This window comes from Actinoplanes solisilvae (assembly GCF_003999975.1).
Taxonomy (GTDB): Bacteria; Actinomycetota; Actinomycetes; order Mycobacteriales; family Micromonosporaceae; genus Actinoplanes; species Actinoplanes solisilvae.
In genome coordinates this window covers 1-26,977 of sequence record NZ_RJAC01000040.1, presented here as the reverse complement: position 1 = coordinate 26,977, position 26,977 = coordinate 1, and the positions used below count along the sequence as shown (strand labels likewise).

Below are 26,977 nucleotides of genomic sequence, written 5' to 3'. Positions count from 1 at the left end.
CAGGACTCCGGTGTCCCGCGCGTCACAGTGGACTTCAGTAGACCCAGCGCAACGCGGCGGCGATCTGCGGCGGGGTGGCGTCGCGGAAACGGGCCACCTCTCCGCGGCGCACGGCGGCGATCCCGTCGGCCAGCACCGGACCGAGCGCCTCGCGCAGCACGTCGTCGGCCACGAACGCGTCGACCGCCTCGTCGAGCGACGCCGGGAGGCGGGGTGCGTCGGGGAGGCGTACAGGATCGCCGGTGACCGGGGAGGGCAGCGGGTGACTGTCGAGAGCGGCGGCGATCAGGGCTCCGACCAGCAGATAGGGGTTGGCGGTCAGGTCGAAGCACTTCACCTCTAGGTTGGCCGGCGACGGCACGTAGCGCAGGGCCGCCTCGCGCGTCTCGACACCCCAGCACGCGAAGGCGCCCGCCCACCGCGACGGCACGAGCCGCAGGTAGCTCGCCGGGGTGGGCGCGCCCACGGCCAGCAGCGCACGCAGATGCGCGAGAATCCCGCCCGCCATGAGGCCGCCCTCGCTCCCGGGAAAACCGTCCGCAAAGCCAGCGCCGCCCGGAAAGCCCGCGCCGCCCCCGCCGCCCGGAAAGCCCGCGCGGCCCGCGCCGCCCGGAAAATCCGCGCCGCCCCCGCCGCCCGGAAAGCCCGCGCGGCCCGCGCCGCCCGGAAAGCCCGCGCCGCGCCCGCCGTCCGGAAAATCCACGCCGCCGGCGAACAGGTTCTCGTCGCCGCGCCAGGCGGACAGGTGCACGTGTCCCCCGTTGCCGACCGTGCCCGCCTCGACTGCGGGCGAGAATGACACCCGCAGGCCGTGCCGGTGTGACACCGCGCGGATCGTCTGGCGCACCAGCACGCTGTCGTCGGCCGCGCCGACCGGGTCGTTGGCCGCCACCGACACTTCGAACTGGCCGGCCGCGTACTCCGGGTGCAGCTGCTCCACCCGTACGTCCTGGTCGTCGAGCGCCGTGAGCAGGTCGCGCAGGTAGTCGCTGAGCTCGACCACGCGCGACATCCCGTACGCCGGTCCGCGGCACCCGGGCTCGAAGTCGTCGGTGTCGCGGCCCACGACCCACTCGATCTCGATCGCCATCCGGAACGTCAGGCCGGCCGCCGCGGCCCGCGAGACCGCCCGCCGGGCGAATCCGCGCTGGTCGGCGATCCACGGTTCGCCGTCCTGGGTGAACCGGTCGGTCGGCGCCCAGCCCCAGCCCGGCTGGGCCGCCAGGGGCACGAACCGGCTCAGGTCGGGGCGCAGGCGCAGGTCGCCGTCGGGGCCGCCGAGCCGGTCGGTGGCGACCGAGGAATCGTCGGAGAGGAAGACGTCGAAGACCGGGGATATACCGACGCCGTCGCGCACGGCGTCGTCGAGTCGCGCCGCGGGAACGGTTTTGACGCGGTTGATCCCGGCCGTGTCGACGTACGAAAGGATGACGCCGTTGACTCCCCGCATGCCGTTCCCCTCAGTCGAGCCCGTAGACGCGCCGGGCGTTTCCCGAGCCGATCAGCTCACCGATCCGTTCCGCGTCGCCCGGCGGCCATTCGCCGGCGAGGTCGAAAGCGCGCCGGAACAGCAGCGCGCCGAGGTAGTGCAGTTCGGCCAGTCCGGCGGCGTCCGACGAATAGAGCAGCTTGTGAAACGGAGTCAGTTCCAGTGATTCGGCCACCACGGCCGTCGCCCGGGCGCCGACATAGTGCAGGGCGAGGCCGGTGTCCACATAGACGTGCGGAAAGACGTGGGCCAGATATCCGGCCTGCCGCTGGAACGGATAACAGTGCAGCAGCATCACGTCGACGCCACGATCGCGGGTGGCCCGCAGGAATTCGGTCATCAGCAACGGATCGGCGCGGGACAGGTCGAGGTCGGGATCGCCGAACCCGGTGTGGAACTGCAATGGCAGACCCCGCTCGACCCCGGCCCAGATCAGGTGCCGCAGCAGCACCGGGTCGTCCAGCCGGGGCTGCCCGAGCCGCAGCCGGCGACCGGCCGCCCGCACCACCTCGCCGCGGCTGGGCGGGGCCGGGTCGAAATCGAGCCCGTGCCGATAAGCGATGATCGACTTGAGCCCGACGGCGCCACCCGACAGAGCGAGATCCAAGGCCTTCCCGTACGCCGCGGGAAAGTCGTCCGCCGTGCCGAACTCCAGCGATTCGGCGACCGTTTCGAGGCGCACGATCTCGCGCTGCGCCACCCCGGTCAGCGGCGGGCCGAAACCGGAGTCGACGAGAAACAGGTCGACGTCGGCCGCCTCCAGAAAGCGGCGGTTCACCTCGTCCGGCCCGAGTTCGAGGCGCCGGGCGAGATAAGCGGAAGGATCGGCGTACGGCGGCAGGCCGAGAACGGGCGCGCACCACCGCCGGATCGCGAACCCGAGCTGCGAGTCGAACGCCGAGCACCCCGGCGGTGCGGGCCGGTCCGACTCGGTGATCAGCGCCTCGAAGCCGCCCCGGTCGAGCGGCGCGCCGGTCGCGCCGTGACAGTGGTGGTCGATGAGCCGCACGCCTGGAGATTACGACGTCAGGAGAGGCGACGGGCTGCTTGCGCCGAGAGCTCCCCCTCGAGACGCTCCGGCTCCCACCGCTCGGCGACCGCCTGTCGCAGCAGCTCGGCCTGGGTCTGCGGGGCCAGGCCGCCGATCGGCTGGTCGCGGTCGAGGTTCGTGGGGAACGCGTAGCCCTCGGCCGACGCCGCCACGACGTGATCGACCGAACCGTCGTACGAGAGAAGGACCGGATAGAGGGCGCGCACCATCGCCGCCCGATCGACGGCCTCCATCGCGCGGCCGAAGCCCGACGAGACCTGCAGCAGGTTGGCCATGCGGCGTACGCCCGAGGATCTGTTGGTGCCGGCGCCGTGGAACAGGGCCGGATTGAAGAAGGCGGCATCGCCCTTGATCAATGGCAGTTGCACGTGGTGCTCGTCGAAATAGGCGGTGAACTCGGGCTGATGGAAGGCGATGTAGCCGGGCGGATATTTCTGCGAGTGCGGCAGATAGAGCGTCGGCCCGGTCTCGATCGGCATGTCGACGTGGGCGACGGCGCCCTGCAGCGTCAGCACCGGCGACAGCGTGTGGATGTGCGCCGGGTAGCGCAGCGCCTGCTCCTGCGACATGAACCCGAGGTGGTAGTCGCGGTGCGCGACCTGGGCCTGCCCGCCCGGGTTGACGACGTTGACCTGCGAGGTGACCTGATAGCCGGCGCCCAGCCACGCCTCGCAGACCAGCGCCAGCGTCGGGTTGTCGTAGTAGGCCGCGAACGCCGCCGGGTCACGCAGCGCGAACTTGTCGAGCGCGCCCCACACCCGGTCGTTCGCCCCTGGCTTGGCGAAGTGGTCGCCGCCCTCGACCCCGGCCGCCTTCTGCTCGGCGATCAGGGCGCTGAACACGGCGGTCGCCCGGTCGACGACCGCGGGATCGAACGCCGAGGTGAAAACGACGACGCCGGGGCCGTCGCGCAACGCCCGAATCAGCTCACTCTGCACTTCCCGGGTGGGCGGCAGGTCCCCCGGATAGATCAGCACCCGGTCGACGACGTCGATCGCGTGCGGATGATCGGTCAGTTCCGTCTTCTGCTCGCAGACGGCCCGGAAATCCTCCAGGCGACAGTCCGCGGCGCTGAACCAGGTATCCATGTGGTCACGCTAGGTCGTCGAACCCGGGTCCGGGCCCTTGAGAAGACCTCAAAACAACCTCATCGTCTACGGGGTGAGCCCGCGCTGCTGCGAACCCGCAAGCTCTCGGCCGTGCTCCGGTGGAGTTCTAGGAATTGCGGAGCGGGGCGCCGACCTCGTGCAGGTAGCGCAGGGCCTGGCGGTAGGACTCGATGAGGCCGGTCTGCTCGTAGGCGACGCCGATCTCGGCGCAGTAGGCCTGGACGATCGGCTGGGCCTTGCGCAGGCTCGGGGTCGGCATGCCGGGGAACAGGTGGTGCTCGATCTGGTAGTTCAGGCCGCCCAGGGCCACGTCGACGAACCATCCACCCCGGACGTTGCGCGAGGTCAGCACCTGCTTGCGCAGGAAGTCCTCGGTGCCGTCGGGGTGCGGCATGCCCTTGTGGTTGGGGGCGAACGTCATGCCCAGGTAGACGCCGAACAGCGCCTGGTGCACCACGATGAAGGCCAGCGCCTGCAGCGGCGAGAGCACGACGAACAGGGCCGTGAAGTAGGCGATGAAGTGCACCACGAGCAGCGCCGACTCGAGCCCCGGGCGCTTGACCTGACCGGCCCGGATGGCCTTGACGCTGGACACCTTCAGGTCGATGCCGAGCAGGGTGAGCAGCGGGAAGAACAGGCCGGCCTGGTGGCGGGTGACGAAGGCGGCCAGACCGCGCCGGCCGATCGCCGACTCGGTGGCCCAGATGAGCACCTCGGGCGCCACGTCGGGGTCGAGGTCGTCGTGGTTCGGGTTGTTGTGGTGGCGGGTGTGCTTGTCCATCCACCAGCCGTAGCTCATGCCGACGCCGATGTTGCCGGCCAGGCGCCCGGCGATCTCGCTAGGGCGCTTGGTGCGGAAGACCTGCCGGTGGGCGAGGTCGTGGGCGACCAGCGCGAGCTGGGCGAACGCCACCGAGAGGAAGGCGGCCACGGCGAGCGTCCACCAGGACGACCCGATCAGGAAGAAGGCCGCCCAGCCACCGGCGACCATCAGGGTGACGATCGTCAGGCGCAGGACGTAGTAGACCGGCTGCCGCTTCTGCAGACCGAGGGCGTTCACCCGCCGGTTCAGCTCCGCGAAGTCGCTGCCGCTCTTCGTGCGTGGTCGCACCGTGGTAACCGTCATGGCTTCATTCTTCGCCGCGGAGGGCCCCGGATCAGGAGTGGAGAGCCCCATCGGGCGGGGGGTGTTAGCACCCCTTGCGGGCCGGGGATGATGTGTCTATGACACTCCGGGTCCGGGCGCGTGCCGGTTGGAGCGCCGCCGCGGACAGCGTGTTCACGGTGGGGCTCGCGTTACTCAACGTACCTGTGTTGTTGCTGTGGTTCCTCGGGGTTGTGCTCAGCCCGGTGCCGCTGCTCGGCAACGACATCCTCGCCGTGACGACCAGCGTCGTGCGCTGGCGCACCGACGTCGAGCGGCGTCTCGGCACCCGGGCCGGCATGGCGATCCGCCGGCCCTACCACCCGGCTCCACCCCGGGGTGAGCAGGGCACCCGCCGCTGGGCGCGGTGGATCATCACCGACCCGGCGACCTGGCGTGACATCGCCTGGCTGGTGCCGGGGGCGCTGATCGCGGTGGGGCTGGGCATCACCACGCTGGCCGTCGTGATCTACGGGCTGGCCGGGGTGCTCATGCTGCCGCTCTGGCTCTTCCTCGGCGAGGTCTGGTTCGGGTACGCCCTGTTCTGGCCCACGGCGAACCTGGCCGAGGCGTGGCTGTCCCTGCCCCAGGGGCTGATCATCCTGGCCGGCGGCCTCGCCCTGGGCCCGCTGCTGCGCACCACCCACTACCGCTTCGCGCGCCTGCTGCTGGCCCCGACCCGCGCCGCCGAGCTGCGGCTGCGCGTCGCCCACCTGACCGTGACCAGGGCCGACGCGATCGACGCGCAGGCCGCCGAGCTGCGCCGCATCGAGCGCGACCTGCACGACGGCGCCCAGGCCCGCATGGTGTCGGTCGGCATGACCATCGGGATGGCCGAGCGGCTCGTGCACTGCGATCCTGACGGCGCGCTGAAGCTGCTCGCCGAGGCCCGCACGACCAGCACCGACGCCCTGGCCGAGCTGCGCCACCTGGTGCGCGGCATCCACCCTCCGGTGCTGGCCGAGCGTGGCCTCGAGGGCGCCGTCCAGGCGCTGGCGATGAGCCTGCCGGTGCCCACCGACGTCTCGTCCGACCTGGCCGGGCGGCTCGACACGCCGCTGGAGTCGGCCGTCTACTTCGCCGTGGCCGAGGCGCTGGCCAACATGGGCCGGCACAGTCAGGCCTCGACGGCGTGGGTGACGATCGGCCATACCTCGGGCCTGCTCACCGTCCAGGTGGGCGACGACGGGATCGGGGGCGCCGACACTGCCCGCGGCACCGGCCTGCAGGGAGTCGAGCGCCGTCTCAACGCCTTCGATGGCACGATGGCGATCTCCTCCCCGCCGGGCGGCCCGACCGTCATGACCATGGAGCTGCCGTGCGCGTTGTCATCGCCGAGGACCTGACCCTCCTGCGGGACGGCCTCACCCGGATGATGGAGGCCTTCGACTTCGAGGTGGTCGAAGCGGTCGACAACGGTCCCGCCCTGCTGCCGGCCCTGCTCGGCCACCGGCCCGACGTGGCGATCGTCGACGTGCGGCTGCCTCCCACCTACAGCGACGAGGGCCTCAAGGCCGCCCTGGCCGCCCGGGCCGAGGTTCCGGGGCTGCCCGTGCTCGTCCTCTCCCAGCACGTCGAGCCGCTCTACGCGCGTGAGCTGCTCACCGACAGCCGCGGCGGGGTCGGCTACCTGCTCAAGGACCGCATCTCCGACGTCGAGCAGTTCATCCAGGCGGTGCAGCAGGTGGCGTCCGGCGGCACGGCTTTCGACCCCGAAGTGGTCACTCAGTTGCTGGCCCGGCACGAGCCGCTGGCCGGGCTGACGCCGCGCGAGCTCGACGTGCTGCGCAACATCGCCGAGGGCCACTCGAACGCGGCGATCGCCGGGCGGCTGTTCATCACCGAGAAGGTGGTGAGCAAGTACATCAACAACATTTTCACCAAGCTCGGACTACCGCCGTCGGACGACGTGAACCGGCGGGTCTTGGCCGTTCTCATGTTTCTCGACGCCTGAGATTTTCGCCGGGGCGCGTACAGTGTGCCCGTCCACTGCGATGAGAACCGAGGAACACTTGTGCCGCTCACTCCGGCAGACATTCAGAACGCGATCTTCACCAAGGCGTCGATCGGCAAGCGGGGCTACGACGAGGAGCAGGTCGACTCCCTCCTCGACGAGGTGACCCAGGAGATGATCCGTCTCCTCGAGGCGAACGAGCAGCTGCGCCAGCAGGCGGGCCAGCTCCGGCCCGAGGCCGCTCCGGCCCCGCGCGACCGCACCGGCGAGGAACTCTCCGCCGCCGGGGCCGAGCTCAACCGGGCCCTGCGCGCCCGTGACCAGGCCGAGCAGAGCGCCCGCGAGCTGCGCAACCGGCTCGACCAGGCCCGCCGGGCGGCCGCCGCCGCGCCGCCCGAGCCGCCCGTCGACAACGGTCCAGTCATGGCCATGGCCCAGCGCACGGCCGACGACCACATGCGCGACGCGCGCCGCCAGTCCGACTCGCTGATCTCCGAGGCGCGCGAGAAGTCGGCCCAGGTGATCGACGAGGCCCGCGCCACGGCCGACAACCTCGAGATCACGTCCCGCCGCCGCTACGAGGACTCACTCGACGATCTGCAGGCGGAACGCACCCAGGTGCTGCGCGACATCGACGGCCTGACCCACATGGCCGAGGACTACAAGGCCGCTCTGCACGACCACATGATCCACCAGCAGCAGCTGCTCGACGGAACGGTGCCGGCCTAGCGTCTCAGAGCAGGCCGGCTCACCGGTCCGGGTAGGCGCGTCAGGCGTCAGGCCGTACGCGCCTTGACCTTCTCACCCTTGGGGCTGACGGCGAACCAGGTTCCGCCGACGCCCTGGCCATTCAGGTCGCCCGGCTCCTTGTCGCCCGCGAAGCGGTAGATCGGCCAGCCGCCGACGGTCAGCTGCACCTGGCCGTCGTCGCGGCGGATCGCGCCGACCTTCTTGGGGTCGACCCCGGCCAGGTAGACCTTGCCGGTCTCCTCGATCGTCACCGGCGGCCACTTGACCGCGCAGTCGCCGTCGCAGTTCGACGTCGAGGGCTTGGCCGAGTCCTTGTCGAAGCGGTAGAGCGCGGCCTGGTTGATGTTGATCAGGTAGGTGCCGCTCAGCGCGGGCGACTTCACCGCCGAGAGCTGCACCCACTTGGGCGGGTTCTCCTGCACCTGCACGCCGATCACCGTGCCGCCGTTGCCGGTCTTCCCGTCCTCGGCCGCCGTCTGGTCGACGACCTGCAGAGCGTCGTTGCCACCACCGGTCGGGGCGGCCGCGGGCGACGAAGCAGCCGCGGGGGAGGAAGGCGCGAGGGGTGGCGGCGCACCGGCGTCACCGATGGTGATCACCTTGCCGCAGCCGGCCGCGAGGGCGAGAGCAGCGACGGTCAGCGCGACGCCGCCCGCGCGCGACGGGGAGAAAGAGAGAGGCATACCGGAAACACGAGATCGCCCGCGCGAAACGTTCACCCGTGAACCTTTCGACGGGCCGATTCCGTGTGTGACCCGGACCAGAGCCACCTCGAGGAGGGACGCCGGATGGCCGAGGACGTCAACATTCCCGGCGACGAGCTGAAGCAGGCGCAGGACATGCTCACCTTCGTCCACGACTTCATCGACATCGGCCACCACACCTTCGACTTCGACGCCGCGTTCGGGCGTGGCCGGCTGCGCGGTTCGGCGCAGCACTTCGAGGACAAGTGGGAGGACGGCCGGTTCCAGCTGAAACGACAGATCAAGGGCATCCGCGACGCGATCGGCAGCATCCTCGACTCGTTCGAGAAGACCGACCAGGACGCCGCGCAGAACCTCGACGACGGGCAAGGGTGAACCGCATGACGACCGCCGAACGCTTCCTGCTGAACGTGCCCGACCAGTGGGACAACGTCGACCTGAGCGGCGAGAAGCTGGCCCGCGTACGGGCCGAGGCGCTGGCCGCCACCACTGATCCGCGCGAGCAGGTGCGCATCAACGACATGTTCCGGCAGGGCCGCGAGGTGAGCCGGGCCGCCCGCAAGCAAGGCGCTCTTCTGGCCACAGGCACAGCCACCCTGTACGACGACGGGCTCTTCCTCGCGTACGGAATGGTCTTCGCGGTGACGACGCCGAAGGGTCAGGAGCTGACGTTGCCGGTGCTGTCGAGGCAGCTCGGTGTCTCGTCGAACGGGGTCGCGCCCAAGGACCGGATCATCTCGTCGGTGAAGATCCCGAACGTCGGGCCGGTCGCTCGCGTCACCGGCACCGAGACCACGCGACTGACCGCCGACATCGACGTGCGGCTGCTGACCATGCACACGATGATGCCGGTGCCCGGTCGCCCCGAGGACTTCCTGGTCGTCACGCTGGCCAGCCCGAACCTGCCGCTGAAGAACGAGGTCTACGACCTGTTCGACGCGATCACGAGCACGTTCCGGTTCCTGGAGTAGGGCGGACCAGGACAGCGCCGGCGTGTCGAGGGGGCACGCCGGCGCTCTTCTCTATTGCGGCACCTGAACGGTCAGCAGAGTGCCGTCGCCCAGGTGCAGCAGGCCGCGGCCCGGTTGCGGCGCCTGGCCCACGTTGCCGCGGCTCAGCTTCACGCCGATCACCTCGCCGTCGCTGAGGCTCTGCGGGGAGAGCAGCATGCCGGTGCGGTTGCGTTTCACCTGGCCCATCCAGCCGGCCAGCGACAGTGACAGCGACTCCGCGTTGCCGGCCGCCAGCACGCCCCAGCCGCTGCCCTGCGCGCCGCGGGCGAGCAGCGTCAGGTCGGGGTCGATCTCGGAGCCCATCAGCAGTTCGGCGTCGTCGACGACGATCACGGCGCTGGGCTCGGGGATGTTGCCGAGGACCCGGCGGAAGTCGGCGGCCGAGACGTCCGCGTCGGTGATGACCGCGGCTACCCTGGGCCGGCCCGCGAGGTCGCGCAGCGGCGACCGGCGGGGCGCGACCACGACGAGTCCGCTGCCCTCGGCCAGCAGCGACTCGGCCGCGGTGAGCAGGGCGGTGCTGCGCCCGGTGCGGGGCGGACCGGCGATGACGAAGGTCGGCACGTCGGTCAGGTCGGGGCCGAGCCCGGCCAGGCTGTCGCCGCCGACGGCCACCAGCGGGCGCATCGGGCCACGCCGGCCGGGCAGGGTGGTCGCTTCGGCGTACGAGATACGGTCGGGCAGGACGTCGAGCCGCAGCGCCCGCCGCCCGGCCGGCACCGCGTCCTCGCGCTTGGTCAGCTCGTCGCCCAGCTCGGTCAGCACCCGCGCCTGCGCGGTTCCGGAAAGATCGGGGCCGAGCACGGCGATCTGGGCCTCGCTCAGGTCCTGGGTGCGGATCGCGCGGCCCGGCTGCGGATCGACCGGGGCCGACTTGGTGGGCACGCCGACCGACGAGTACTCCTGGCGGTCGTTGAGCCGCAGCACCAGCTTGTCCTCGGTGGTGCCCGAGTAGCGCCCGCTGCCCAGCACCCGGTCGCCGGCCAGCACGACGTGCAGGCCCACGCCCGCACCGTCGCGCAGCAGCCGCACCATCTTCTCGAGGTAGCTGCCGTTGTCGTAGTTGAGGAACTCGCGGTCGAAGACCTCGAACCGGTCGACCATCAGCACGATGTGCGCGAGCCGCTCGCCCGGCGCCTGGGAGCGGCGCAGCTCGGCCAGGTCGGCGGTGCCGCGCGCGCCCAGCGCGGCCTGCCGCGAGGTGAGCTCGGCGTTGAGCCGGTCGAGCAGCCGGCCCAGCCGTTCGACCTGGTTGCGGTCGACGACGGCGCCGGTGTGCGGCAGGGCGGCCAGGGCGTTCATCGCGCCGTTGCCGCAGTCGATGGCGTAGAGGTGCAGGTCGTCCGCGCCGTGGGCCGCGGCCAGGGCGGCGGCCAGGGTGCGCAGCGTCTGCGACCGGCCGCTGCGGGGCGAGCCGACGATGTGCAGATGACCGGCCCGGTCGAGGTCGAAGGTGAGCGGCGCCCGGGTCTGCTCGGCGGGCCGGTCGACCACGCCGTACTCGACCGGCGGCAGTTCGGCGGGCCGATCCGCGGCCAAAGCGGGCCGATCCGCGGCCAAAGCGGGCCGATCCGCGGCCAAAGCAGAAGGCCGGGTCCACTCGAGCACGTCGGGCAGGGCCGGCAGCCACGGGCTGGGCTGGCGGGGGATCTCGGCCAGCGCGGCGGCCTGCGCGATCGCGGTCGTGAGCACAGCCAGGTCGGTGACCGCCTGGGTCTGGGCTGTGTCACGTCCCCGAGCGCGGACCGGCAGCGGGCCGCCGAGGTCCTTCCAGGGGACGACGGCCGCGCTGACCCGCACGGGCTCGTCCGGGGCGGCCGCGCCGCCGGGCCGCCGTCCGCCGACGCGGGCCGACTGGAACGGCAGCAGCGCCGACGGTCCGAGCCGGACGAACGCGCGGCCCGGGTTGGCCGACGAGATCTCGCCGGAGTCGGGCGCGTCGATGATGTCGCGGCTCTCCGACGTGTCGGTGGTGCGCAGCGCGATCCGCAGGTTGGTGTTGGCCCGGATGTCCGGCGTCACCGCGCCGCCCGGCCGCTGGGTCGCCAGCACCAGGTGGATGCCGAGCGAGCGCCCGCGCTGGGCGATGTTGACCAGGCCGGCGATGAAGTCGGGCAGTTCGCGCACCATCGACGCGAACTCGTCGATGACCAGCAGCAGCCGGGGCAGGGCGGCCAGGGCGTTCCCGCCGCGCAAGCGCTTGTCCTGGTAGTCCACGATGTCTTTCGCGCCGGCCGAGGCCAGCAGCGTCTCGCGGCGGCGCAGCTCGGCCCCGAGCGACACCAGCGCCCGTTCGACCAGGTGGGTGTCGAGGTCGGTGACCAGGCCGACGGTGTGCGGCAGGTCGGCCGCCTCGGCGAACGCGCTGCCGCCCTTGTAGTCGACCAGCACGAAGGTCATCTCGTCCGGCCGGTTCACCACGGCCAGGGTCGCGACCAGCGTCTGCAGCAGCTCGGACTTGCCCGACCCGGTGGTGCCGGCGATCAGCGCGTGCGGACCGTCGCGCACCAGGTCGACCGCGAACGGGCCGTCGAGCCCGGCGCCGAGAATCGCGCTGGTGCTGCGCCCGCCGAGCGACCACCCGGCCACGAGGGCCTGCGGGGTGGGCGGCTCGATGTCGAGCAGATCCAGCAGGCGTACGGCGTTGGGCAGCACACTCTCGTCGCTGTCCCCCACGCCGCGCAGCGGGGCGAGCGCGCGGCCGAACGGCTCGTACCAGCCCGGCTCGGGGTCGTCGGTGCGCACGCCGGTCAGCGGCGCCCCGCCCCCGGTACGCAGCTCGGACATGTTGCGCGCGCCCGACTCGGTGACCACGACCGCGCCGCACTCCTCGGGGAGCTGGCGTTCCTCACGGTCGATGCAGATCGTGTAGACGCCGACCGCGGGCCCGTCACGCAGCAGCGCGATCACGCCGGGCAGCGAACGGGCCCGGCGCGCCTGCTCGAGCACGACCAGGATGTCGGGGTAGCCGGCGGCGCCGCCCCGGATCGCGTCCGGTCCGACGGCGGTGCGGGCTGCGACGATCTGGCCGAGCTCGCCGATGCGCCGCGCGAGCGAGTCGGTGGTGCTGCCGATCAGGGAGTACGCGTCCTCGTTCTGGGCCTGGGTGTGCGGCAGCCAGCGGGTCCAGCCCCAGGCGTGCTCGCCGTCCGGCCCGGCCAGCACGACCACGCGCAGGTCGGCCGGGCTGTGCAGGGCCGCGGCCTGGGCCACCAGCCACGGGGCGAGCTGGCTGGCCTCGGGTCCGGTCACGCCGACCACGCGGGCCTGCCGGATCGGCACCGACACGGGCACCTGGTCGAGCGGCGGCACGGTGGTTCGGCGGTGCTCGTCCTGGGTGGGGTCGTCGACGCTCACCGCGGACGGCAGATCGGCGGTCCCGACCCGTACGGAAAGGAAGTCGGGGTCGGGCCAGCGCCGCTCCCAGAGCCGTTCGGAGGGCTGCTGGGCCAGGTTGAGCAGGGAGGCCGGGTCGGGCAGGGCCAGCCGCAGGTCGCGCTGCTCGGCCAGGATCGCCGTCTCCACGTCGGCGTGCACGCGCGCGACCTTCGCCTCGTACTCCGCGCGCTGCTCCAGGTATTTCTGCAGGGTCTGCTTGCGCCCGCCGAACTGGGTGAACAGCGCGGCGATGGGCGAGAGCAGGGCGACGAAGACGAAGCTCCAGCGGCCGGTGGCGACGATCGTGACAATCGCACCGGCCACCGGCACGAGCAGGATCGGCAGCAGCGGGATGGGCCGCTTGTCCGGCTTGACCGGCGGGGTGGGCAGCCGGAACGTGCCGCCGGCGGCCGCCGGGAGGAAGCGCGGCGGACGGTTGAACTCCAGGCCCAGCCCGTCCGCGGCCGGGGTCAGGGGTGCGCGGGCCGGCCACAGCGAGGTCAGTTCGAGCAGGATGTCGCCCACGGTGAGCAGGCTGCCCTCGCGCCATTCACTGCCGGGGGCGGACGGCTTCCCGTCGAGCAGGGCGTGGTCGGTGTTCAGCAGCTCGGCCGTGCCGTCGAGACGCACCCGCACGCGGGCCGCCAGCGGGGGCGTGCCCTCCTCGGCCGACAGCCGGATGCGGCAGGCCGGGGCGCTGCCGATGTCGTAGTCGCCGGGCACCAGCCGGAAGATGGTGCCGGCGCCGGGGCCGGAGACCACGTGGATCTCGGTGCGGCCGCCGGGTTCGGGTTCGGCCGGCAGGGGGCCGCCGAGCCCGAGCTCCACGCCGTCCCGCACCCCGGCCGCGGCCAGCGTGGCCTGAGGATCCACCAGGGTGCCGCCGAGGTAGAGCACCGGTCCGGCGTCGGGCGAGCCGACGGCGCGGGCCAGTTCGGCGGCGAGCGCGGCGGCCGTGGCGGACGGTTCGGTGTCGACCACGACCCTTGTGGAATCGCTCTCGACCCGGGGGTCACGGACGCTGATGTTCAGACGCACGGTGGGCTCGACCTCTGTTCGGGTGGGCGGGACGGCGCGGTTTGCGGGACGGCAGGGCGCCGCGGGTCAGTTCAGGTTGCTGCCGAGCTGGTCGTCGGTCTGGTTGAACGCGTCGCCGACCGACTTCACGTACTGACCGATGCCCTGCAGGCTCTGGTTCACCGAGTCGAAGCCCTTGGCGAACTCGTCGAAGAACGGGGAGAACTTCTGCTGCGCGGCCGGCGTCGAGTAGCCGTTGGCCAGCAGGTTCGTGATTTTTCCCCGGACCTCGTTGAGCTTGTCCTGAAGCTGGCCGAAGTCGTTGAGCAGGGCCTGCGAGGTCGAGGCCGTCTCGTCGGAGTTGACCCGGAAGTCGGGCATGTCATTCTCCTAGCGGTGGTTTCTGGGGGGACGTTCGCGGGACACACGGAGTGCCGCGACGGAAAGGTTCACGCGTTCTCGGCCCGAACCATTCCGGGGGCCGGTCCCGTGTGTACGGCATGCATGACGGACGAGCACTCTCGCGGGTGGCCGCAGCACTGGTGCTGACGTGCCTCGCCGTGTTCGGGGTGGCGGGAACGGCGAGCGCCGCGCCCGGCGACACGGTCAAGGTCTTCGTGGTCGGCGACCAGCCCGCCGGTCTGCCGGCGGTCGCCGCGAGCACGCTCGGCGACCCCGGCCGGGCCGGCGAGATCTTCGAGCTCAACCGGGGGCGGCGCCAGCCCGACGGCGGGGCGCTGACCGGGCCGGACGACCAGTTGCGGCCCGGCTGGATCCTGCGGCTGCCGCCGGACGCGCGTGGACCCGACGTGAAGCAGGCCCGCGAGGGCGCCACTACGGGTACGACCGTCACCGTCTCGCTGCCGGCCGTGCTCGCGGTCATCGCCGCGATCCTGCTGGCCCTGATCACGGCGGCGATTCTCGGGCGGCGCCGGGCGGGCCGCTGGTTCGCGCTGGTGGGCCGGCTGTTTCACGCGCTCGGCGAGCCCGCCCGGCGCCGGGCCCGGCTCGCACGGCGGCAGTCCCTCGGGGCGCGGCTCGCCGGCGACGACGGCACGCTGCGTCGCGCCTACGACGCCGTCGGTGAGGTCGCGGCGATGCGTGGCCCCGTCCACGCGGTACGCGCCGACCAGGCCGGCACGACGGTCTGGATCGCGACCACCGACGCGCTGACCGAGCCGTGGCAGCGGCTCGACGACACCCGCTGGCGTCGTCCGGGGGCGGCCGTCGCACCGGCGAGCTTGGTCGCGCGCGAGGAGCAGTCGGTGGCGTGCCTGGTGCGGGCCGGGGCCGACGAGGACGGCGAACCGGTCTTCGTCGACCTGAGCCTGCTCGACGGCGTGCTGAGCGTGGGCGGCGACCCCCGGGTGGCCCGTGACGTGGTCCAGAACCTGCTGGCGGAGATCGCCCGGGTGCGGCCGAACCTGCCGGTGGCCGTGCAGACCGCGAGTGTGACCGTGCCGGCCGGGCTCGCCGTCGTGCCGCGGGTGCCCGTGCCGGCGTACGCGGGCCGCCCGGCCGGAGGGGAAGGACCGCTTCGAGGGGCGGCGACGCGTCATCCCGTACGCGGTCTGATCGTGACCGCCGGGACGCCGGACGAGCGGGAAGCGGCCGAACTGCTCGCGCTGTGCGGCACCGGCGCGGCCGGCTGGACCGGGCTCGTCGCGGGCGAGGTTACCGACGGCGCGCACTGGCGGTGGCAGGCGCACGCCGACGGCACCGTCGACATTCCCGTGCTGGGGCTGCGGCTCACCGTGCCGGTAGCGGCCTGACCCGTCGTGCTCGCAGCAGGTTGAGGGCGTAGTGCTGGCGGGATTTCACCGTGCCGACCGGGACGCCCAGGATGCGCGCCGTCTCGACGGCGGTCCGCCCGGCCATCGTGGTGTGGACCAGCACGGCGCGGTGCTCGGAGGACAACTCCCGCAGCAGGCCCACCGCTTCGTCGGAGTCGGCGACCGCGTCAGCCGGGTCCGGCTCGGCCACGTCGCGGTCGGCCGAGCCCACGCTCTCGTGGCGGGTGGCCGCGCTGCGACGCCAGTCGATGGCCAGGTTGCGGGCCACGGTGAGCAGCCAGCCCCGGATCGAGCCGCTGGTCGAGTACAGCCGCTCGGTGTGGTTCCAAGCCCGCAGCATCGTCTCCTGCACGATGTCCTCGGCGAGGAAGTGGTCGTTGACCAGTGCTCTGGTGTAGCCGAGCACCGCCTCCCGGTGTTCGGCCACCAGTTCGCCGAGCAGTTCCTGGCGGCGGCGGGCGGTGGATTCGGCATTCGTGGTGCGCATCGAGCAACATCCCTGTCTCGCGCGGAATCAAGGCCGCGGCGAAATTAGGCAGGGTGCTCAGCCCGAAAACTGACCGGACTCTGACCGCCCGGTCAGACCCGCTTTCTCACGCACCTGGCCGGCGTCGGGATGACCGAGGTCTTCCAGCAGCTCCAGGGCCTCTCGCCACGCCTCGACGGCCGAATCGGCACGCCCGGCGGCGTGGCAGGCGTCACCGATGTGCGCGAGGGTGTCGGCGACCAGGTATTTGTCGCAGACCATTCGATAAAGGTTCAGGGCGTGACCGAAGGACTCCAGAGCTTCCTCGTACGCCTCCTGGCGGTGCTGGGCGAGGCCCAGGCTGTCCCAGGCCGCGGCCTCGCCGCTCGGGTCGCCGTTCTGCCGGTGCACGCTGATCGCCAGCCGGCACTCCTGGATCGCCCGGTCGAGGTCGCCCAGCATGATGTAGGTCCACCCGGACTCGTTGTGCACGCTGGCCGCGCCGCTGAGCCACCCGACCCGGCGATAGAGGTCACCGGCGACGCGGTAGTGCTCCAGCGCGATCAGATGCTGTCCGCGCCGGTTGGCCAGGAAGGCGACCAGCCGGTGCGTGCGGGCCTCGCCCTTGTCGTCCCCCGCCTCGGCGAACAGGCTCAGCGCCACCGAGAGATGGCGGTCGGCCTCGGCGAAACGGCCCAGCCGGCCCTCGGCGAAACCGAGGGCACGTCGCGTGTACGCCTGCGCGCGCCGGTCGCCCAGCGCCTCGGCCGCCCGGTGGGCCGTGGTCTGCATCTCACGCTGCACCAGCCACGAACCGGCCCGGTCGAGGTAGGTCTCGAGCGTGATCGCGAGCTGCCAGCTCTGCTGGTCGAGACCGGCCCGCGCCGCCTGCTCGACGGCGTCGACGAGCACGGCCCGCTCGGCGTCGAGCCAGGTCGCCGCCCGGGGCCCGTCGTGGAAGTGGATCGGGACGGCGTCGTCGACCGGCGGGTCGAGCAGCAGCCGTTCGCTGGTCGGGTAGAGCACCCCGGTGGCCGACCAGGCGCTGTGCAGGTAGTGGTCGACGACGCGGCGACGGGCCGGGCCGGCCTCGGCGGGGTCGACGAGCTCGGCGGCGTACGCCCGCAGCAGGTCGTGCACGCCGAAGCGGCCGGGCACGGTCTCGGTGACCAAATGCGCGCGCAACAGCTCGGTGAACTGTTTGCGAGGGTTCGGCTCACCCGTCAGCGCCTGCGCCGCGGCGAGCGAGAGATCGGCTCCCGGATGCAGCGCGAGCAGCCGGAACAGCCGGGCCGCGGCGGGCGACAGAATGCGGTACGACCAGGCGAACACGGACCGGGCGTCGGAGCGCGACGACTCACCGGCGAAAGCGTCCAGGCTGCCGTGCGAGCGTCGCAGCTCGTCGGCGATCGTGCTCAGCGCGAAGCCGGGGTTCATGGCCGCCTGGGCGCTCACCATCGCCAGGGTCAGCGGCAGGCGGCCGGTCAGCTCGACGATCTGCTCGGCGGCGCCGCGGTCGAGCACGATGCGGTCGGACCCGAGCCGGCGGGTCATGAGCTCGGTCGCGTCGGCGTAGGGCAGCAGGTCGAGGGTGATCGCGGTCGCGCCGTGCATGGCGACCAGGTCGTAAAGGCGGTGCCGGCTGGTGACGACGGCCAGGCTGCCGGGGGTGCCGGGCAGCAGCGGAAGGATGTGCTCGCTGTCACGGGCGTTGTCGAGCACGATGAGGACCCGCCGCCCGGCCAGCACACTGCGGAACAGCGCGGACTGGGCCTCGAGCCCGGCCGGGACGCGCGACGCCGGCACGCCGAGCGCGTCGAGGAACGACCGCAGCACGTCGGCGGCGCTGGTGATCGCGCCACCCGGGTGGAAGCCGTGCAGGTCGGCGTAGAGCTGGCCGTCGGGGAACCGCCCGGCGATGCGGTGGGCCCAGTGCACGGCCAGGGTCGTCTTGCCGACGCCGGCCATGCCGCCGATCGCGACCACGGGCACGCCCGGCGGCAGGGACCCGAGCTGGTCGAGCTCGTGCCGGCGACCGGCGAAGACGGCCAGGTCGGCCGGGAGCTGGGCCGGGCGCACCGCGGGGACGGCGGCCGGGGGCGCCTCGGCCCGCTGCAACACCCGCAGATGGGCCGTCTGCAGCTCGGGCCCGGGGTCGAGACCCAGGTCGGCGGCGAGAGTGTCGCGGGTCTGCTGGTAGACGACGAGGGCCTCGGCCTGTTTGCCGGTGGTCGCGAGCAGCAGCATCAGCCGCGCCTGCAGGCCCTCGTCGAGCGGGTGCCGAGCGGCGGCGAGCCGAACCGCGTCGAGCACCCGGTCGGCGACCGCGGGGCCGGCCTCGGCGGCCTGCTCGGCGGCGGCCCGCAGCACGGAGAGGACCTCGTCGTCGACCGAGGTGAAGGCCGGGTAGACGCGGATCTCGGGCGCGATGCCGTCGGCGGTCGGCCCGCGCCACAGGCTCAACGCCTCGAGCAGGGCCTCGGCGGCGGCCGAGTGATCGCCCGCCTCGGCGCGCCGGCCGGCCTCGAACCGCAGGGCCCGGAACCGCAGCAGGTCGATGCTTTCGGGGTCGACGTCGAGCTTGTAGCCGCCGGAGCCGCGGGTCAGATAGCTCGAGTGGCCGCGGGCGGGCAGGTCGGGCTCGAACAGGCGGCGCAGCGCGCCCACGTAGCGGTGCACGAGGTTGGCCGCCGTGCCCGGCCGGTCGTCGCCCCAGAGCACGTCGACGATCTCGTGCAGGGCCACCGGGTGACCGGCGTGCACGAGCAGCAGGGCGAGCAGGGCCCGCTGCTGCGGAGGGCCGAGTTCAAGCTCGACGTCCCCACGCCAAGCCCGAACCGTCCCGAGGACGACGAACCGCACGGCGCTCAACTCTCCTCGATCCGACGGTAACCGGGGCCTAAAAGCTAGCTCGCCCCCACTACGCACAACCTGCGCCCGCAACGTCCCACCAGCGCCAACGCAAGCTTTGTCCAGAAATATGCCGGACAACTTCCCCACCACGGCTTTCACCACCGCGAGACGGTGTCCAGACTCACGCGCCGAGGCCGAGGCTTCGCCGGCCTTGCCGATCCCGCGGTGATGGACGACGCATGGTCGCGGGCGCCGAGCCGGGAAAGATCCGGTATGCGCTCGAGAGCGAACAGCTCGAGGTCGTCGGGTGACCGCGAGCCGAACAGAAGCGTGCGGAGCTCCGGTGACGTGCCCTCCTCGGCCAGGAGCCAGGCCGGGCGACGGTGGCTACGCCCGTGTGGGGCGAGACCACCCGGTGTTACCGAGATCGTGACAGCCGACGCAACCCATAGATCGCGCTCCATTGTGGCGACTGCGAGTGATCGCCTATTCTCACGCGGCTACCACCGTGATCATGGGGGTCAATATGTCCAGACAAGACAAACACCGGTCGGGAACAGTCCGGCCACGACGCAGATTCGCCTCGGCCGCAGCCGCCGTATTGTGTTCCACCACGTTCGCCGTCGCCGTCTCCACCACCTCGGCGGAGGCCGCACCGTCACCCGCTCCGGCGCCGAAGACCGCGCCCAGCCTTGACTCCGCGGCCAAGGCGGCGAAGAAGTCCGGCAAACGGGTCGAGGCCCTCTCCGAGCGCACCGAGTTCGTCCAGGTCTTCGCCGAACCGTCGGGCAAGCTGCGCTACGAGGCAGCCGCCGTGCCGCAACGCGTCAAGAAGACCAACGGCTCGTGGGCCGACATCGACGTCAAACTGGCCAAAGGCGAAGACAAGCTCCTCCGTCCTAAGGCGACTCTGGCCGACGTGCGGTTCTCGGCCGGTGGCACGGGACCGGCCGCCACTCTGGTGCAGGACAACAAGAAGCTCACCCTGACCTGGCCGCACGGCAAACTCCCGGCCCCCACTGTCGCCGCCGACGCCGCCACCTACTCCGAGGTGCTGCCCGGCGTCGACCTCGTGCTCCGAGCCACCCGCACCGGCTTCACCCACGTGCTGGTCGTCAAGAACGCCCAAGCCGCTGCCAACCCGGCCGTCCGCGAGGTCCGCTTCGACCTCGGCGGCGACGCCAAGGCCCAACGGCTCGCCGACGGATCCCTGCGGGCCGTCGCCGACGGCAAGCTGCTCGCTGCCGCGCCCGCCCCGGAGATGTGGGATTCGTCCGCCACCGGCACCTCGGCCGCCGCGAAGGCCGCCGTCAGCGCCGGCACGATCGAGAAGTCCAGCTCGGCTGCCCCCGGCGATCTCGCCAAGAGCGCGACGGTCCGCACGGAACTGACCAGCGCCGGTGACCTGGTGCTGCGGCCCGACGCGGCCGTGCTGAGCCCGGCCGCCAAGTTCCCGGTCTACATCGACCCGGCCTGGAGCACCGGCAAGTCCCGCTGGGCCTACGCGACGCACAACAACACCAACAACACCGACGTGTCGCGGGCCCGTGTCGGCTCCGACCCGGACGGACGCACGTATCGGTCGTTCTTCGACTTCCCGATTTCGGGGCTCGCGGGTTACCACATCGAGGACGCCTACGTTCAGATGAAGGTCGACCACAGCTGGTCCTGCACCAAGACGCCCAACAGCCTCTACCAGGCCGGCTCGTTCGGCACACCGCGGGCCTCGTACAGCACCTCGCTGGTCAAGTTCCTCGCAACGGTCTCTTCCAACGCCAACGAGGGCACCGGCTGCGACGACTCCCCACAGCCCGACATGATCGTCAACTTCAACACCGACGCCGTCAAATCCGTCGTCAACGCCCTGGCCGCCAAGAGCGCCCCCAACGTGGTGTTCGGTCTCTCCGCGCGCAGCCAGGACGGCTCGGGCGAGTCCGAGGGCAACCGCTGGAAGAAGTACTTCCCGGCCGACGCGAAGCTGATCGTCGACCGCGACGCCAAGCCCACCATCCCGACCCAGCTGCAGGTCAACGGGGTGGCCTGCACCGGCGGTACGATCCGTATCGGAACGACCACACCGTATTTCTCGGCCGTCGTGAACGACAAGGACGGCACCGCGCAGAACTTGACCGCGACCTGGCAGCTCTTCAACGCGCCCGACGGCGAGAACCTGACCGCGCGCACCAGCCCGGGCGACACGTCGTCCCCGGCGAACACCCGAGCCACGAGCGCCCGGACTGGTGCGCTTCCGGCCAACCAGCGGTACGCGTTCCGCGTGTACACGAAGGACCCGGCTCCGTACGAAATCAAGAGCCCCACGTCGGCTACCTGCTACTTCGTGGTCGACACGACCGTCCCGCCGGTCAAGGTGGAAACGGTGACCGGGCCGGCCGGGCCGGGCAAGCCGGGCACCTTCAAGATCAGTTCGACGGCGACCGACGTGTCGTCGTTCCAGTACGGATGGAACGAGGCGACCACCTCCTCGGTCGCGGCGACGAACATTCTCGACAGCGCCGGCAAGGTGATCGGCAAGCAGGCCACAGTGACGGCCGTCGTGAAGAAGTACGGCATCGCCGTCCTCTACGCCCGGGCGATCGACTCCACCAACAACAAGGGGTACGGCTCGACCGAGATCACGGTCCCCCGGCCGTCGACCGCGGTGGCGGACTGGAGCCTCGAGATCCGGCCGCCGTGGATGGATGAGGAAGGCGCACTCCTCGACGAGGCCCCCGCGGTGGGCGGTGACAACGTGCTCACCCCGACGAACCTGGGCTGGGCCGACAAGGGCCGCATCATCCAGGGCAAGAACGTCAACTTCACCGGCACCACCTCGCTGACCACGCCCAAGGTGGTCGACACGACCAAGAGCTACTCGGTCGCGGCGTTCGCCCGGCTCGACAACCTCAACGGCGTGCAGACGCTGCTCTCGCAGGACGGCGCGAACACCGCCAACTTCGAGCTGACGATGCGCTCCGAGGACCTCAACCTCGACGGCACGGCCGACAAGAGCTGGTGCTTCGGCATGCGCAGCGCCGACTCGACGACCAACACCCTGACCAAGGTCTGCGCGGTCAACACCGCGGTCGCGGGCCGCTGGACCCATGTGGCCGGTTCCTACGACTCGACCGCCAAGACCATGACGATCTGGGTCGACGGCGTCGCGAAGTTCACCGACGCGGCCCCCACGGCCTGGACTGCGAACAGCCTGCTGCGCATCGGCAACCGCAAGAACACCAGCACCCAGTACGTGGAGCCGCTCTACGGCAGCGTCGCCGACGTGCAGATCTTCGACCGAGTGATGGTGCGCGACGACTTCACCGGCACCGCGGCCGAGGACGAGTTCTCCGGCGGCTTCGACGAGCCCGGCATCCTGGCCGCCACCAGCGTCGGCATCTGGGACTTCGAGGCTGCGGCGCCCTGCGCGGTGGCCGGCACGCCGAACACGTGTGAGGCGCCCGACTCCGGCTCCGGCTTCGGCCGGCAGCTCACCCTCACGCCGGGCACCGAGATCGGACCCGGCATCAGCGAGAGCAGCGGTCTGCTGCTCGACAACAAGCACATGAACGACGGCTCGGCGACCAAGGAGTACGGCTGGTCGCAGCGCGACGTGGCCCCGGTGGGCTCGCCGGACAAGATCCTGCAGAACGAGGCCGTGCTGCGTACGGATCAGTCGTTCGCCGTGTCGGTGTGGGTGCAGCCGGCCGAGCTCAGCTCGACCATGACCGCCGTGGCCCAGCAGGGCAGCAAGATGTCGGCGTTCTACCTCGGCGTCCGCGAGTCGACGGTCAAGGGCATCACCGGTAAGCGGTTCGAGGTGATGGTGCCGAGCATCGACAACAACCTCGGCGAGGCCCAGACCCACCTGATCGCACCGACACTGCTCTCCGGCGACGACACCAGTGACTGGTTCCACCTGGTGTTCGTCTACAACACTTCGGCCGTCAACCAGCTCAGCCTCTATGTGAACGGCGAGATGGAGGCGACCCGGTCCGGGGTGCTGTGGAGCGCCGACGGCCCGCTCACCGTCGGCAGTGTCTGGCACACGATGGACGAGGAGACCCAGGGCAGCTACCGCGATCAGTGGATCGGCGGCATCGACAACCTGCAGATCTGGCAGGGCGTGCTGACCGCCGGTCAGTTCAACACGCTGTTCGAGGCCACCACCAAGTCGCTGCCGATCCCGCGGCAGCGGACCGACTACAACAACGACGGCAACGCCGACTTCGCGGCCATCGGCGCCAGCCGTTCGATGGGCAACTACGCCGGCAACGGCTCGGGCCTGGTCCGCTTCTCCACCGACATGGGCCCGGTCGCGGGTGCATGGGGGCCGGACTTCACCCGGGTGACGGCGGGCGACTTCAACGACGACGGCAACAACGACATCGTCGCGATCGGCGCGGACGGAAACATCCGGGTCTACCGAGGTGACGGCGACGGCTTCATCAGCACCGGCCGCACGATGAACTCCGTCGCGGGCGCCTGGGGCGGCATCGTCCGGATCACCGCCGGTGACTTCGACGGTGATGGTCTCGACGACATCGTCGGAACCGGCTCCGACGGCAACATCCGCATGTACAAGGGCGACGGTGACAGCGGCATCGGCACCGGGGACCTGATGTACCAGACGGGGGCCGGCTGGAACGGCTTCCGGACGATCATCGGCGGCGACTTCAACGGTGACGGCACGCAGGACATCGCCGGCATCGGCGCCAACGGCAGCCTGTGGTTCTACGCCGGCAACGGCGCGGGACGGCTCTCGCCCGGTGCGTCGATGTACGGCTTCCCGGAGGCCTTCGCCACGCACACCCGCATGACCGCGGGCGACTACAACAACGACGGCCGCGTCGACTTGGCTGCCATCAACCCCGAGGGCAACCTGGTCTACTTCCGCAACAACGGCAACGCGTACGTCAGCGGCGGCATCCTGCTCTACCAGAAGAACCAGGGCTGGGGCGGCGTGACCGCCGTGCCCAACTAGCAAGTTCGACGGTGGTGGCGTCCCCCGGCGCCATCACCGTCACCAACCGTCAAGAGGCCCCGACGAGGGTCTTGCCCCGGCCATGTTGGTGGGGATGCGCGACCAGCCTCACCGGTCCCGCGGGCCGCTCGCGCCCGCGAAATCCCTGGAGGCGAGCACGGTGTGCAGGGCGTTGCGCGACTTGATGCCGAGTTTGGTGAAGGCCTTGCGCAGGTGCCACTCGACGGTTCGCGGGCTCAGGAAGAGTTTGGCGCCGATCTCGCGGTTGGTCAGGCCGTCGTCGGCCAGCCGCACGATCTGCTCCTCCTGCGGGGTGAGCTCGCGGCGGGCCTCGGTGCCGCGGCGGCGCAGCGTCTCGCCGGTCGCCACCAGTTCGCGGCGGGCCCGCTCGGCGAACGCGGTCATGCCGATCGAGGTGAGCATGTCGTGGGCGGCGCGCAGGTGCCGACGGGCGTCGACCCGGCGGCGTTCGCGGCGCAGCCACTCGCCGTACACGAGGTGGGCCCGGGCCGTCTCGGGCACCAACGGCGTACGGCTGAGGTGGCGGATTCCCTCGCGGTAGCAGTGCTCGGCTCCCGGGCCCTCGCCGACCAGTCCCCGGCAGCGGGCCTCGACGCCGCGGCCGAAGTCGGTGCCGCTCGGCTCGGTCGTCTCGATCAGACGCTCGAGCGCCTCCTGGGCCAGGTCGGCGTCGCCGGCGCGGACCGCCCCCTCGACCAGCTCGGGCAGGGCGTATGTCGAGATCCACGGCTCCAGCGGGTTGGCCGTGGCCAGCTGGGCGGCCTCGGCCGCCTCCCGGTAACGTCCCAGTCCGTTGCAGAGGATCGCGGCCGCCCAGTGGCCGACCGCCGCCCCGATGCCGTCGCCCTCGGCCGTCTTGCCAGGGAGCTCCTCGCCCTCCAGCGCGCGCAGGTACAGCCAGGCCGGCGAGGGGGCAACGGTGCCGGTGGCGGCGGCTACGCTCTCGCTCTCGACGAGCAGCGCCTCGGCGCCGGTGAGATCGCCGGTCCACGCCCGCGCGACCGCCAGCGAACTGAGGTGCAGCGGCAGATGTTCGAGCGAGCCGGCCTCGCGGGTGAGTTCGACGACCCGGGCGAAGATCGTACGCATGCCCTCGTCGTCCCAGGTGGCGGCGCTGGGCGCCCCGGCGGCCCAGCCCCAGTGCTGGATGTCGTCGGCGGTGATGCCGGTCAACGCGGCGGCCGCACGGCTGAGCGTCGGCGCCGCGGCGCGGTGGCCCTTCGTCGCCCGCACGGCGAACCCTTCGAGAAACAGGTCGAGCGCGGTCGGTGTGCCGCCCGGCGCGACCAGGGCGTCGACCGCCGCGAAGATCTGCTCGATGACGTCGCCGCGGCCGCTCAGCTGGGCCGCGGTCCACGCCGTCAGATAGGTCTCCCGGGCAAGCCGCACGTCGAACGGCTCGAGCCCGCGGGCCGCGGCCAGCAGCAGCCCGGGGGCGTCGTCACCGCGGCCGGAGGCGAACGCGACGTGGCCGCGTACCAGCTCGGCCCGGGCCCGCTGGAAGTCGGTCAGCGGTCCCCGTTCGGCCGTCGCCAGCAGCGCCAGGGCCGCGTCGAAGGCGCCCGCCCGCAGGGTCGTGCACGCGGCGTCCAGCGCGCGGGCCGAACGGCGAGCGGGGTCTTCGGTCAGCGCGACCGACCGCTGACCGAAAGCGGCCGCGGCGGCGAGCCCGCCACGGTTGCGCGCGCGGTCGGCCGAGCGTTCGAGTTCGGCGGCGACCTGCTCGTCGGGCCCGGAGGCGGCGCGAGCCCGGTGCCACGCGCGCCGGTCGGGGTCGGCCTCCGGGTCGGTCGCGTCGGCCAGGGCGCTGTGCACGCTCTGACGATCGTCGGAGGTGGCGCTGTGATAGGCCGCCGACCGAACCAGCGGGTGGGTGAACTCGACCCGCTCGCCGACCACGAGCAGGTCGGCGTCGACCGCCACATTGATCGTTCGCATGGGAAGGCCGAGCACGCGGGCCACGCGCCGCAGCAGCACGGGGTCGCCGAGCGGTTCGGCCGCCGCGGCCAGCACCAGCAGGCGGGTGTCCGGCGGCAACATGGCCAGGCGCAGGGCGTACCCCTGCTCGAGCCGGCCCGCGACCGGGTGGCTGCCGGGCAGCCCGAAACCGCCGGCCAGGTCGAGCGGGGTCCGGTTGCGCGGCAGCTCGATCAGCGCGAGCGGGTTGCCGTGGCTCTCGCCGACGATCTGGTCGCGGATCGTCACGTCCAGCGGCCCGTGCACGTGGGCGAGGAGAAGGGCGCGGGCGTCCTCGTCGAGCAGGCCGCCGATCGGCAGTTCGGGCAGCCCGGCGAGGACGCCGGAGCCGGTGCGGGCCGCGCAGACGATCGCGACCCGCTCGGCGAACAACCGGCGGCAGACGAAGGAGAGGATCTGCGCCGAGGCTTCGTCGAGCCACTGCGCGTCGTCGATCAGGCAGACCAGCGGCTGGCGCTCGGCGACCTCGGCGAGCAGCGACAACGTCGCCAGCCCGACCAGGAACCGGTCGGGCGGCGGCCCCGAGCTGCGGCCGAAGACCGTGGCCAGGGCCTCGCCCTGCGGCGCCGGCAACCGTCCGGCGTGGGCCAGCAGGGGCGAGCAGAGCTGGAACAGGCCGCTGTAGGCCAGCTCCATCTCTGACTCGACACCGGCCGCCTCGGCGACACACCATTCGTCTGACCGATCGCGAACGTGCCTCAGCAGGGCGCTCTTGCCGACCCCGGCGTCCCCGCGCAGAACGATGACACGGCTGTGCCCGGCCGATCCGTCGGACAGTAACTCATCGAGCGCGGCGCATTCCTCGTCGCGCCCGCGCAGTTCCGGAAGACCCCCACGAACCTGTAGCGCCATCGCCAACTCCCCCGCGAGCAACTTCGGCCTGCGGTTCCTCAGATCTACCAGCCGAGGCAGCCGGACGGAACCTTCACGAGGGCAGTGTCACTTCTCCTTTGCACTCTCCGAATCGCTTGCGGTTGGTGAAGCTTTCGACTGTCGTCAGTGCACTTTTCTTACTACCCGGCGGCCTTGTACGCGGCCAGAAATGGTCTGACCGAAGCGAGGAGCGCCGTCGGCGCCTGCTCGGCCAGCCAGTGGCCGGCGCCGGCGATCTCGGCCGTCTGAACCTTCCCGGCCAGCGGCACCATCGCCAGCCCGGGTAGGCACGGCCGTTTCATGATCGATAGTGGCGGTGAGTGACGATGCCCGCGTCGGCGTGTCGGATATGGACGAAGCCCCGTTGAGACCAGGTCTTCTCACAGATCTGGTGCAAACGGAGCTTC

18 protein-coding genes are annotated in these 26,977 nt (G+C 71.7%); 7 read left to right on the top strand and 11 right to left on the bottom strand.

Going from position 1 to position 26,977, the window contains the following annotated elements; translation table 11 throughout:
* Positions 1 to 34 precede the first annotated feature (34 nt).
* The 4 genes from EER30_RS49210 to EER30_RS44075 form a co-directional block, all read right to left on the bottom strand.
* Complete coding sequence (locus EER30_RS49210; protein WP_127508454.1) at positions 35 to 1,450, bottom strand: type I glutamate--ammonia ligase; 1,416 nt, start codon at positions 1,448 to 1,450, stop codon at positions 35 to 37.
* A 10-nt stretch (positions 1,451 to 1,460) separates the two neighbouring features.
* Entirely contained in the window at positions 1,461 to 2,498 is a 1,038-nt protein-coding gene (locus EER30_RS44085; protein WP_127508451.1) for an amidohydrolase family protein, read from the bottom strand.
* 17 nt (positions 2,499 to 2,515) lie between these two features.
* The gene (locus EER30_RS44080; protein ID WP_127508448.1) at positions 2,516 to 3,628 is read right to left on the bottom strand and encodes a phytanoyl-CoA dioxygenase family protein; all 1,113 of its coding nucleotides are present in this window, start codon (positions 3,626 to 3,628) and stop codon (positions 2,516 to 2,518) included.
* Positions 3,629 to 3,755: 127 nt separating this feature from the next.
* Entirely contained in the window at positions 3,756 to 4,775 is a 1,020-nt protein-coding gene (locus tag EER30_RS44075; protein WP_127508444.1) for a fatty acid desaturase family protein, read from the bottom strand.
* Between the two features lie 98 nt (positions 4,776 to 4,873).
* Between EER30_RS44075 and EER30_RS44070 the strand changes: the two genes are divergently transcribed.
* Genes EER30_RS44070 through EER30_RS44060 form a run of 3 tightly spaced genes read left to right on the top strand, consistent with a single transcriptional unit; the run spans position 4,874 to position 7,476 of the window.
* A complete protein-coding gene (locus EER30_RS44070; protein WP_127508441.1) occupies positions 4,874 to 6,139 on the top strand; it encodes a sensor histidine kinase in 1,266 nt (421 codons plus the stop codon).
* On the top strand, positions 6,112 to 6,747 hold the full coding sequence (locus tag EER30_RS44065; RefSeq protein WP_127508438.1) for a response regulator transcription factor: 636 nt from the start codon (positions 6,112 to 6,114) through the stop codon (positions 6,745 to 6,747). Before EER30_RS44070 ends, EER30_RS44065 begins: the two co-directional genes overlap by 28 nt.
* Positions 6,748 to 6,807: 60 nt before the next feature.
* Positions 6,808 to 7,476, top strand: coding sequence for a DivIVA domain-containing protein (locus EER30_RS44060; RefSeq protein ID WP_164842745.1), 669 nt, complete (start codon positions 6,808 to 6,810; stop codon positions 7,474 to 7,476).
* 47 nt (positions 7,477 to 7,523) lie between these two features.
* Here the strand turns inward: EER30_RS44060 and EER30_RS44055 are convergent, their stop codons facing one another.
* On the bottom strand, positions 7,524 to 8,180 hold the full coding sequence (locus tag EER30_RS44055) for a hypothetical protein (protein ID WP_127508432.1): 657 nt from the start codon (positions 8,178 to 8,180) through the stop codon (positions 7,524 to 7,526).
* Between the two features lie 105 nt (positions 8,181 to 8,285).
* Between EER30_RS44055 and EER30_RS44050 the strand changes: the two genes are divergently transcribed.
* A complete protein-coding gene (locus EER30_RS44050) occupies positions 8,286 to 8,576 on the top strand; it encodes a hypothetical protein (protein ID WP_127508429.1) in 291 nt (96 codons plus the stop codon).
* Between the two features lie 5 nt (positions 8,577 to 8,581).
* The gene (locus tag EER30_RS44045; RefSeq protein WP_127508427.1) at positions 8,582 to 9,172 is read left to right on the top strand and encodes a hypothetical protein; all 591 of its coding nucleotides are present in this window, start codon (positions 8,582 to 8,584) and stop codon (positions 9,170 to 9,172) included.
* Between the two features lie 51 nt (positions 9,173 to 9,223).
* On the opposite strand, the gene EER30_RS44040 is transcribed toward EER30_RS44045, so the two are convergent.
* Positions 9,224 to 13,630 carry an FtsK/SpoIIIE domain-containing protein gene (locus tag EER30_RS44040; RefSeq protein WP_205650688.1) on the bottom strand — a complete coding sequence of 1,469 codons (4,407 nt, stop codon included), beginning with the start codon at positions 13,628 to 13,630 and terminating at the stop codon, positions 9,224 to 9,226.
* A 66-nt stretch (positions 13,631 to 13,696) separates the two neighbouring features.
* Positions 13,697 to 13,990, bottom strand: coding sequence for a WXG100 family type VII secretion target (locus EER30_RS44035; protein ID WP_127508424.1), 294 nt, complete (start codon positions 13,988 to 13,990; stop codon positions 13,697 to 13,699).
* Between the two features lie 119 nt (positions 13,991 to 14,109).
* Here EER30_RS44035 and EER30_RS44030 point away from each other — a divergent pair, with 119 nt between their 5' ends.
* Positions 14,110 to 15,381 (top strand): hypothetical protein, encoded by a 1,272-nt coding sequence (locus EER30_RS44030; protein WP_127508421.1) that lies wholly within the window; start codon positions 14,110 to 14,112, stop codon positions 15,379 to 15,381.
* Here the strand turns inward: EER30_RS44030 and EER30_RS44025 are convergent.
* Both EER30_RS44025 and EER30_RS44020 read right to left on the bottom strand, forming a co-directional pair.
* Complete coding sequence (locus EER30_RS44025) at positions 15,359 to 15,889, bottom strand: sigma-70 family RNA polymerase sigma factor (protein ID WP_127508418.1); 531 nt, start codon at positions 15,887 to 15,889, stop codon at positions 15,359 to 15,361. The two genes, EER30_RS44030 and EER30_RS44025, sit on opposite strands and share 23 nt — an antisense overlap.
* Before the next feature lie 57 nt (positions 15,890 to 15,946).
* Entirely contained in the window at positions 15,947 to 18,730 is a 2,784-nt protein-coding gene (locus EER30_RS44020) for an AfsR/SARP family transcriptional regulator (RefSeq protein WP_127508415.1), read from the bottom strand.
* Positions 18,731 to 19,247: 517 nt separating this feature from the next.
* On the opposite strand from EER30_RS44020, the gene EER30_RS44015 reads away from it, so the two are divergent.
* Complete coding sequence (locus EER30_RS44015) at positions 19,248 to 23,699, top strand: LamG-like jellyroll fold domain-containing protein (RefSeq protein WP_127508413.1); 4,452 nt, start codon at positions 19,248 to 19,250, stop codon at positions 23,697 to 23,699.
* Positions 23,700 to 23,807: 108 nt separating this feature from the next.
* Here the strand turns inward: EER30_RS44015 and EER30_RS44010 are convergent, their stop codons facing one another.
* Together EER30_RS44010 and EER30_RS47765 are read right to left on the bottom strand one after the other, a co-directional pair.
* Positions 23,808 to 26,549 carry an ATP-binding protein gene (locus EER30_RS44010; RefSeq protein WP_127508410.1) on the bottom strand — a complete coding sequence of 914 codons (2,742 nt, stop codon included), beginning with the start codon at positions 26,547 to 26,549 and terminating at the stop codon, positions 23,808 to 23,810.
* Positions 26,550 to 26,710: 161 nt separating this feature from the next.
* A complete protein-coding gene (locus EER30_RS47765) occupies positions 26,711 to 26,872 on the bottom strand; it encodes a hypothetical protein (protein WP_164842744.1) in 162 nt (53 codons plus the stop codon).
* Between the last annotated feature and the right edge of the window lie 105 nt (positions 26,873 to 26,977).

Bases quoted from the DNA above. Each gene is read 5' to 3' on its own strand.
- EER30_RS44070 (WP_127508441.1), top strand. From the start codon at position 4,874: ATGACACTCCGGGTCCGGGCGCGTGCCGGTTGGAGCGCCGCCGCGGAC.
- EER30_RS44010 (WP_127508410.1), bottom strand. From the start codon at position 26,549: ATGGCGCTACAGGTTCGTGGGGGTCTTCCGGAACTGCGCGGGCGCGAC.
- EER30_RS44080 (WP_127508448.1), bottom strand. From the start codon at position 3,628: ATGGATACCTGGTTCAGCGCCGCGGACTGTCGCCTGGAGGATTTCCGG.
- EER30_RS47765 (WP_164842744.1), bottom strand. From the start codon at position 26,872: ATGAAACGGCCGTGCCTACCCGGGCTGGCGATGGTGCCGCTGGCCGGG.
- EER30_RS44050 (WP_127508429.1), top strand. From the start codon at position 8,286: ATGGCCGAGGACGTCAACATTCCCGGCGACGAGCTGAAGCAGGCGCAG.
- EER30_RS44045 (WP_127508427.1), top strand. From the start codon at position 8,582: ATGACGACCGCCGAACGCTTCCTGCTGAACGTGCCCGACCAGTGGGAC.
- EER30_RS44030 (WP_127508421.1), top strand. From the start codon at position 14,110: ATGCATGACGGACGAGCACTCTCGCGGGTGGCCGCAGCACTGGTGCTG.
- EER30_RS44055 (WP_127508432.1), bottom strand. From the start codon at position 8,180: ATGCCTCTCTCTTTCTCCCCGTCGCGCGCGGGCGGCGTCGCGCTGACC.
- EER30_RS44015 (WP_127508413.1), top strand. From the start codon at position 19,248: ATGTCCAGACAAGACAAACACCGGTCGGGAACAGTCCGGCCACGACGC.
- EER30_RS44075 (WP_127508444.1), bottom strand. From the start codon at position 4,775: ATGACGGTTACCACGGTGCGACCACGCACGAAGAGCGGCAGCGACTTC.
- EER30_RS44025 (WP_127508418.1), bottom strand. From the start codon at position 15,889: ATGCGCACCACGAATGCCGAATCCACCGCCCGCCGCCGCCAGGAACTG.
- EER30_RS49210 (WP_127508454.1), bottom strand. From the start codon at position 1,450: ATGCGGGGAGTCAACGGCGTCATCCTTTCGTACGTCGACACGGCCGGG.
- EER30_RS44035 (WP_127508424.1), bottom strand. From the start codon at position 13,990: ATGCCCGACTTCCGGGTCAACTCCGACGAGACGGCCTCGACCTCGCAG.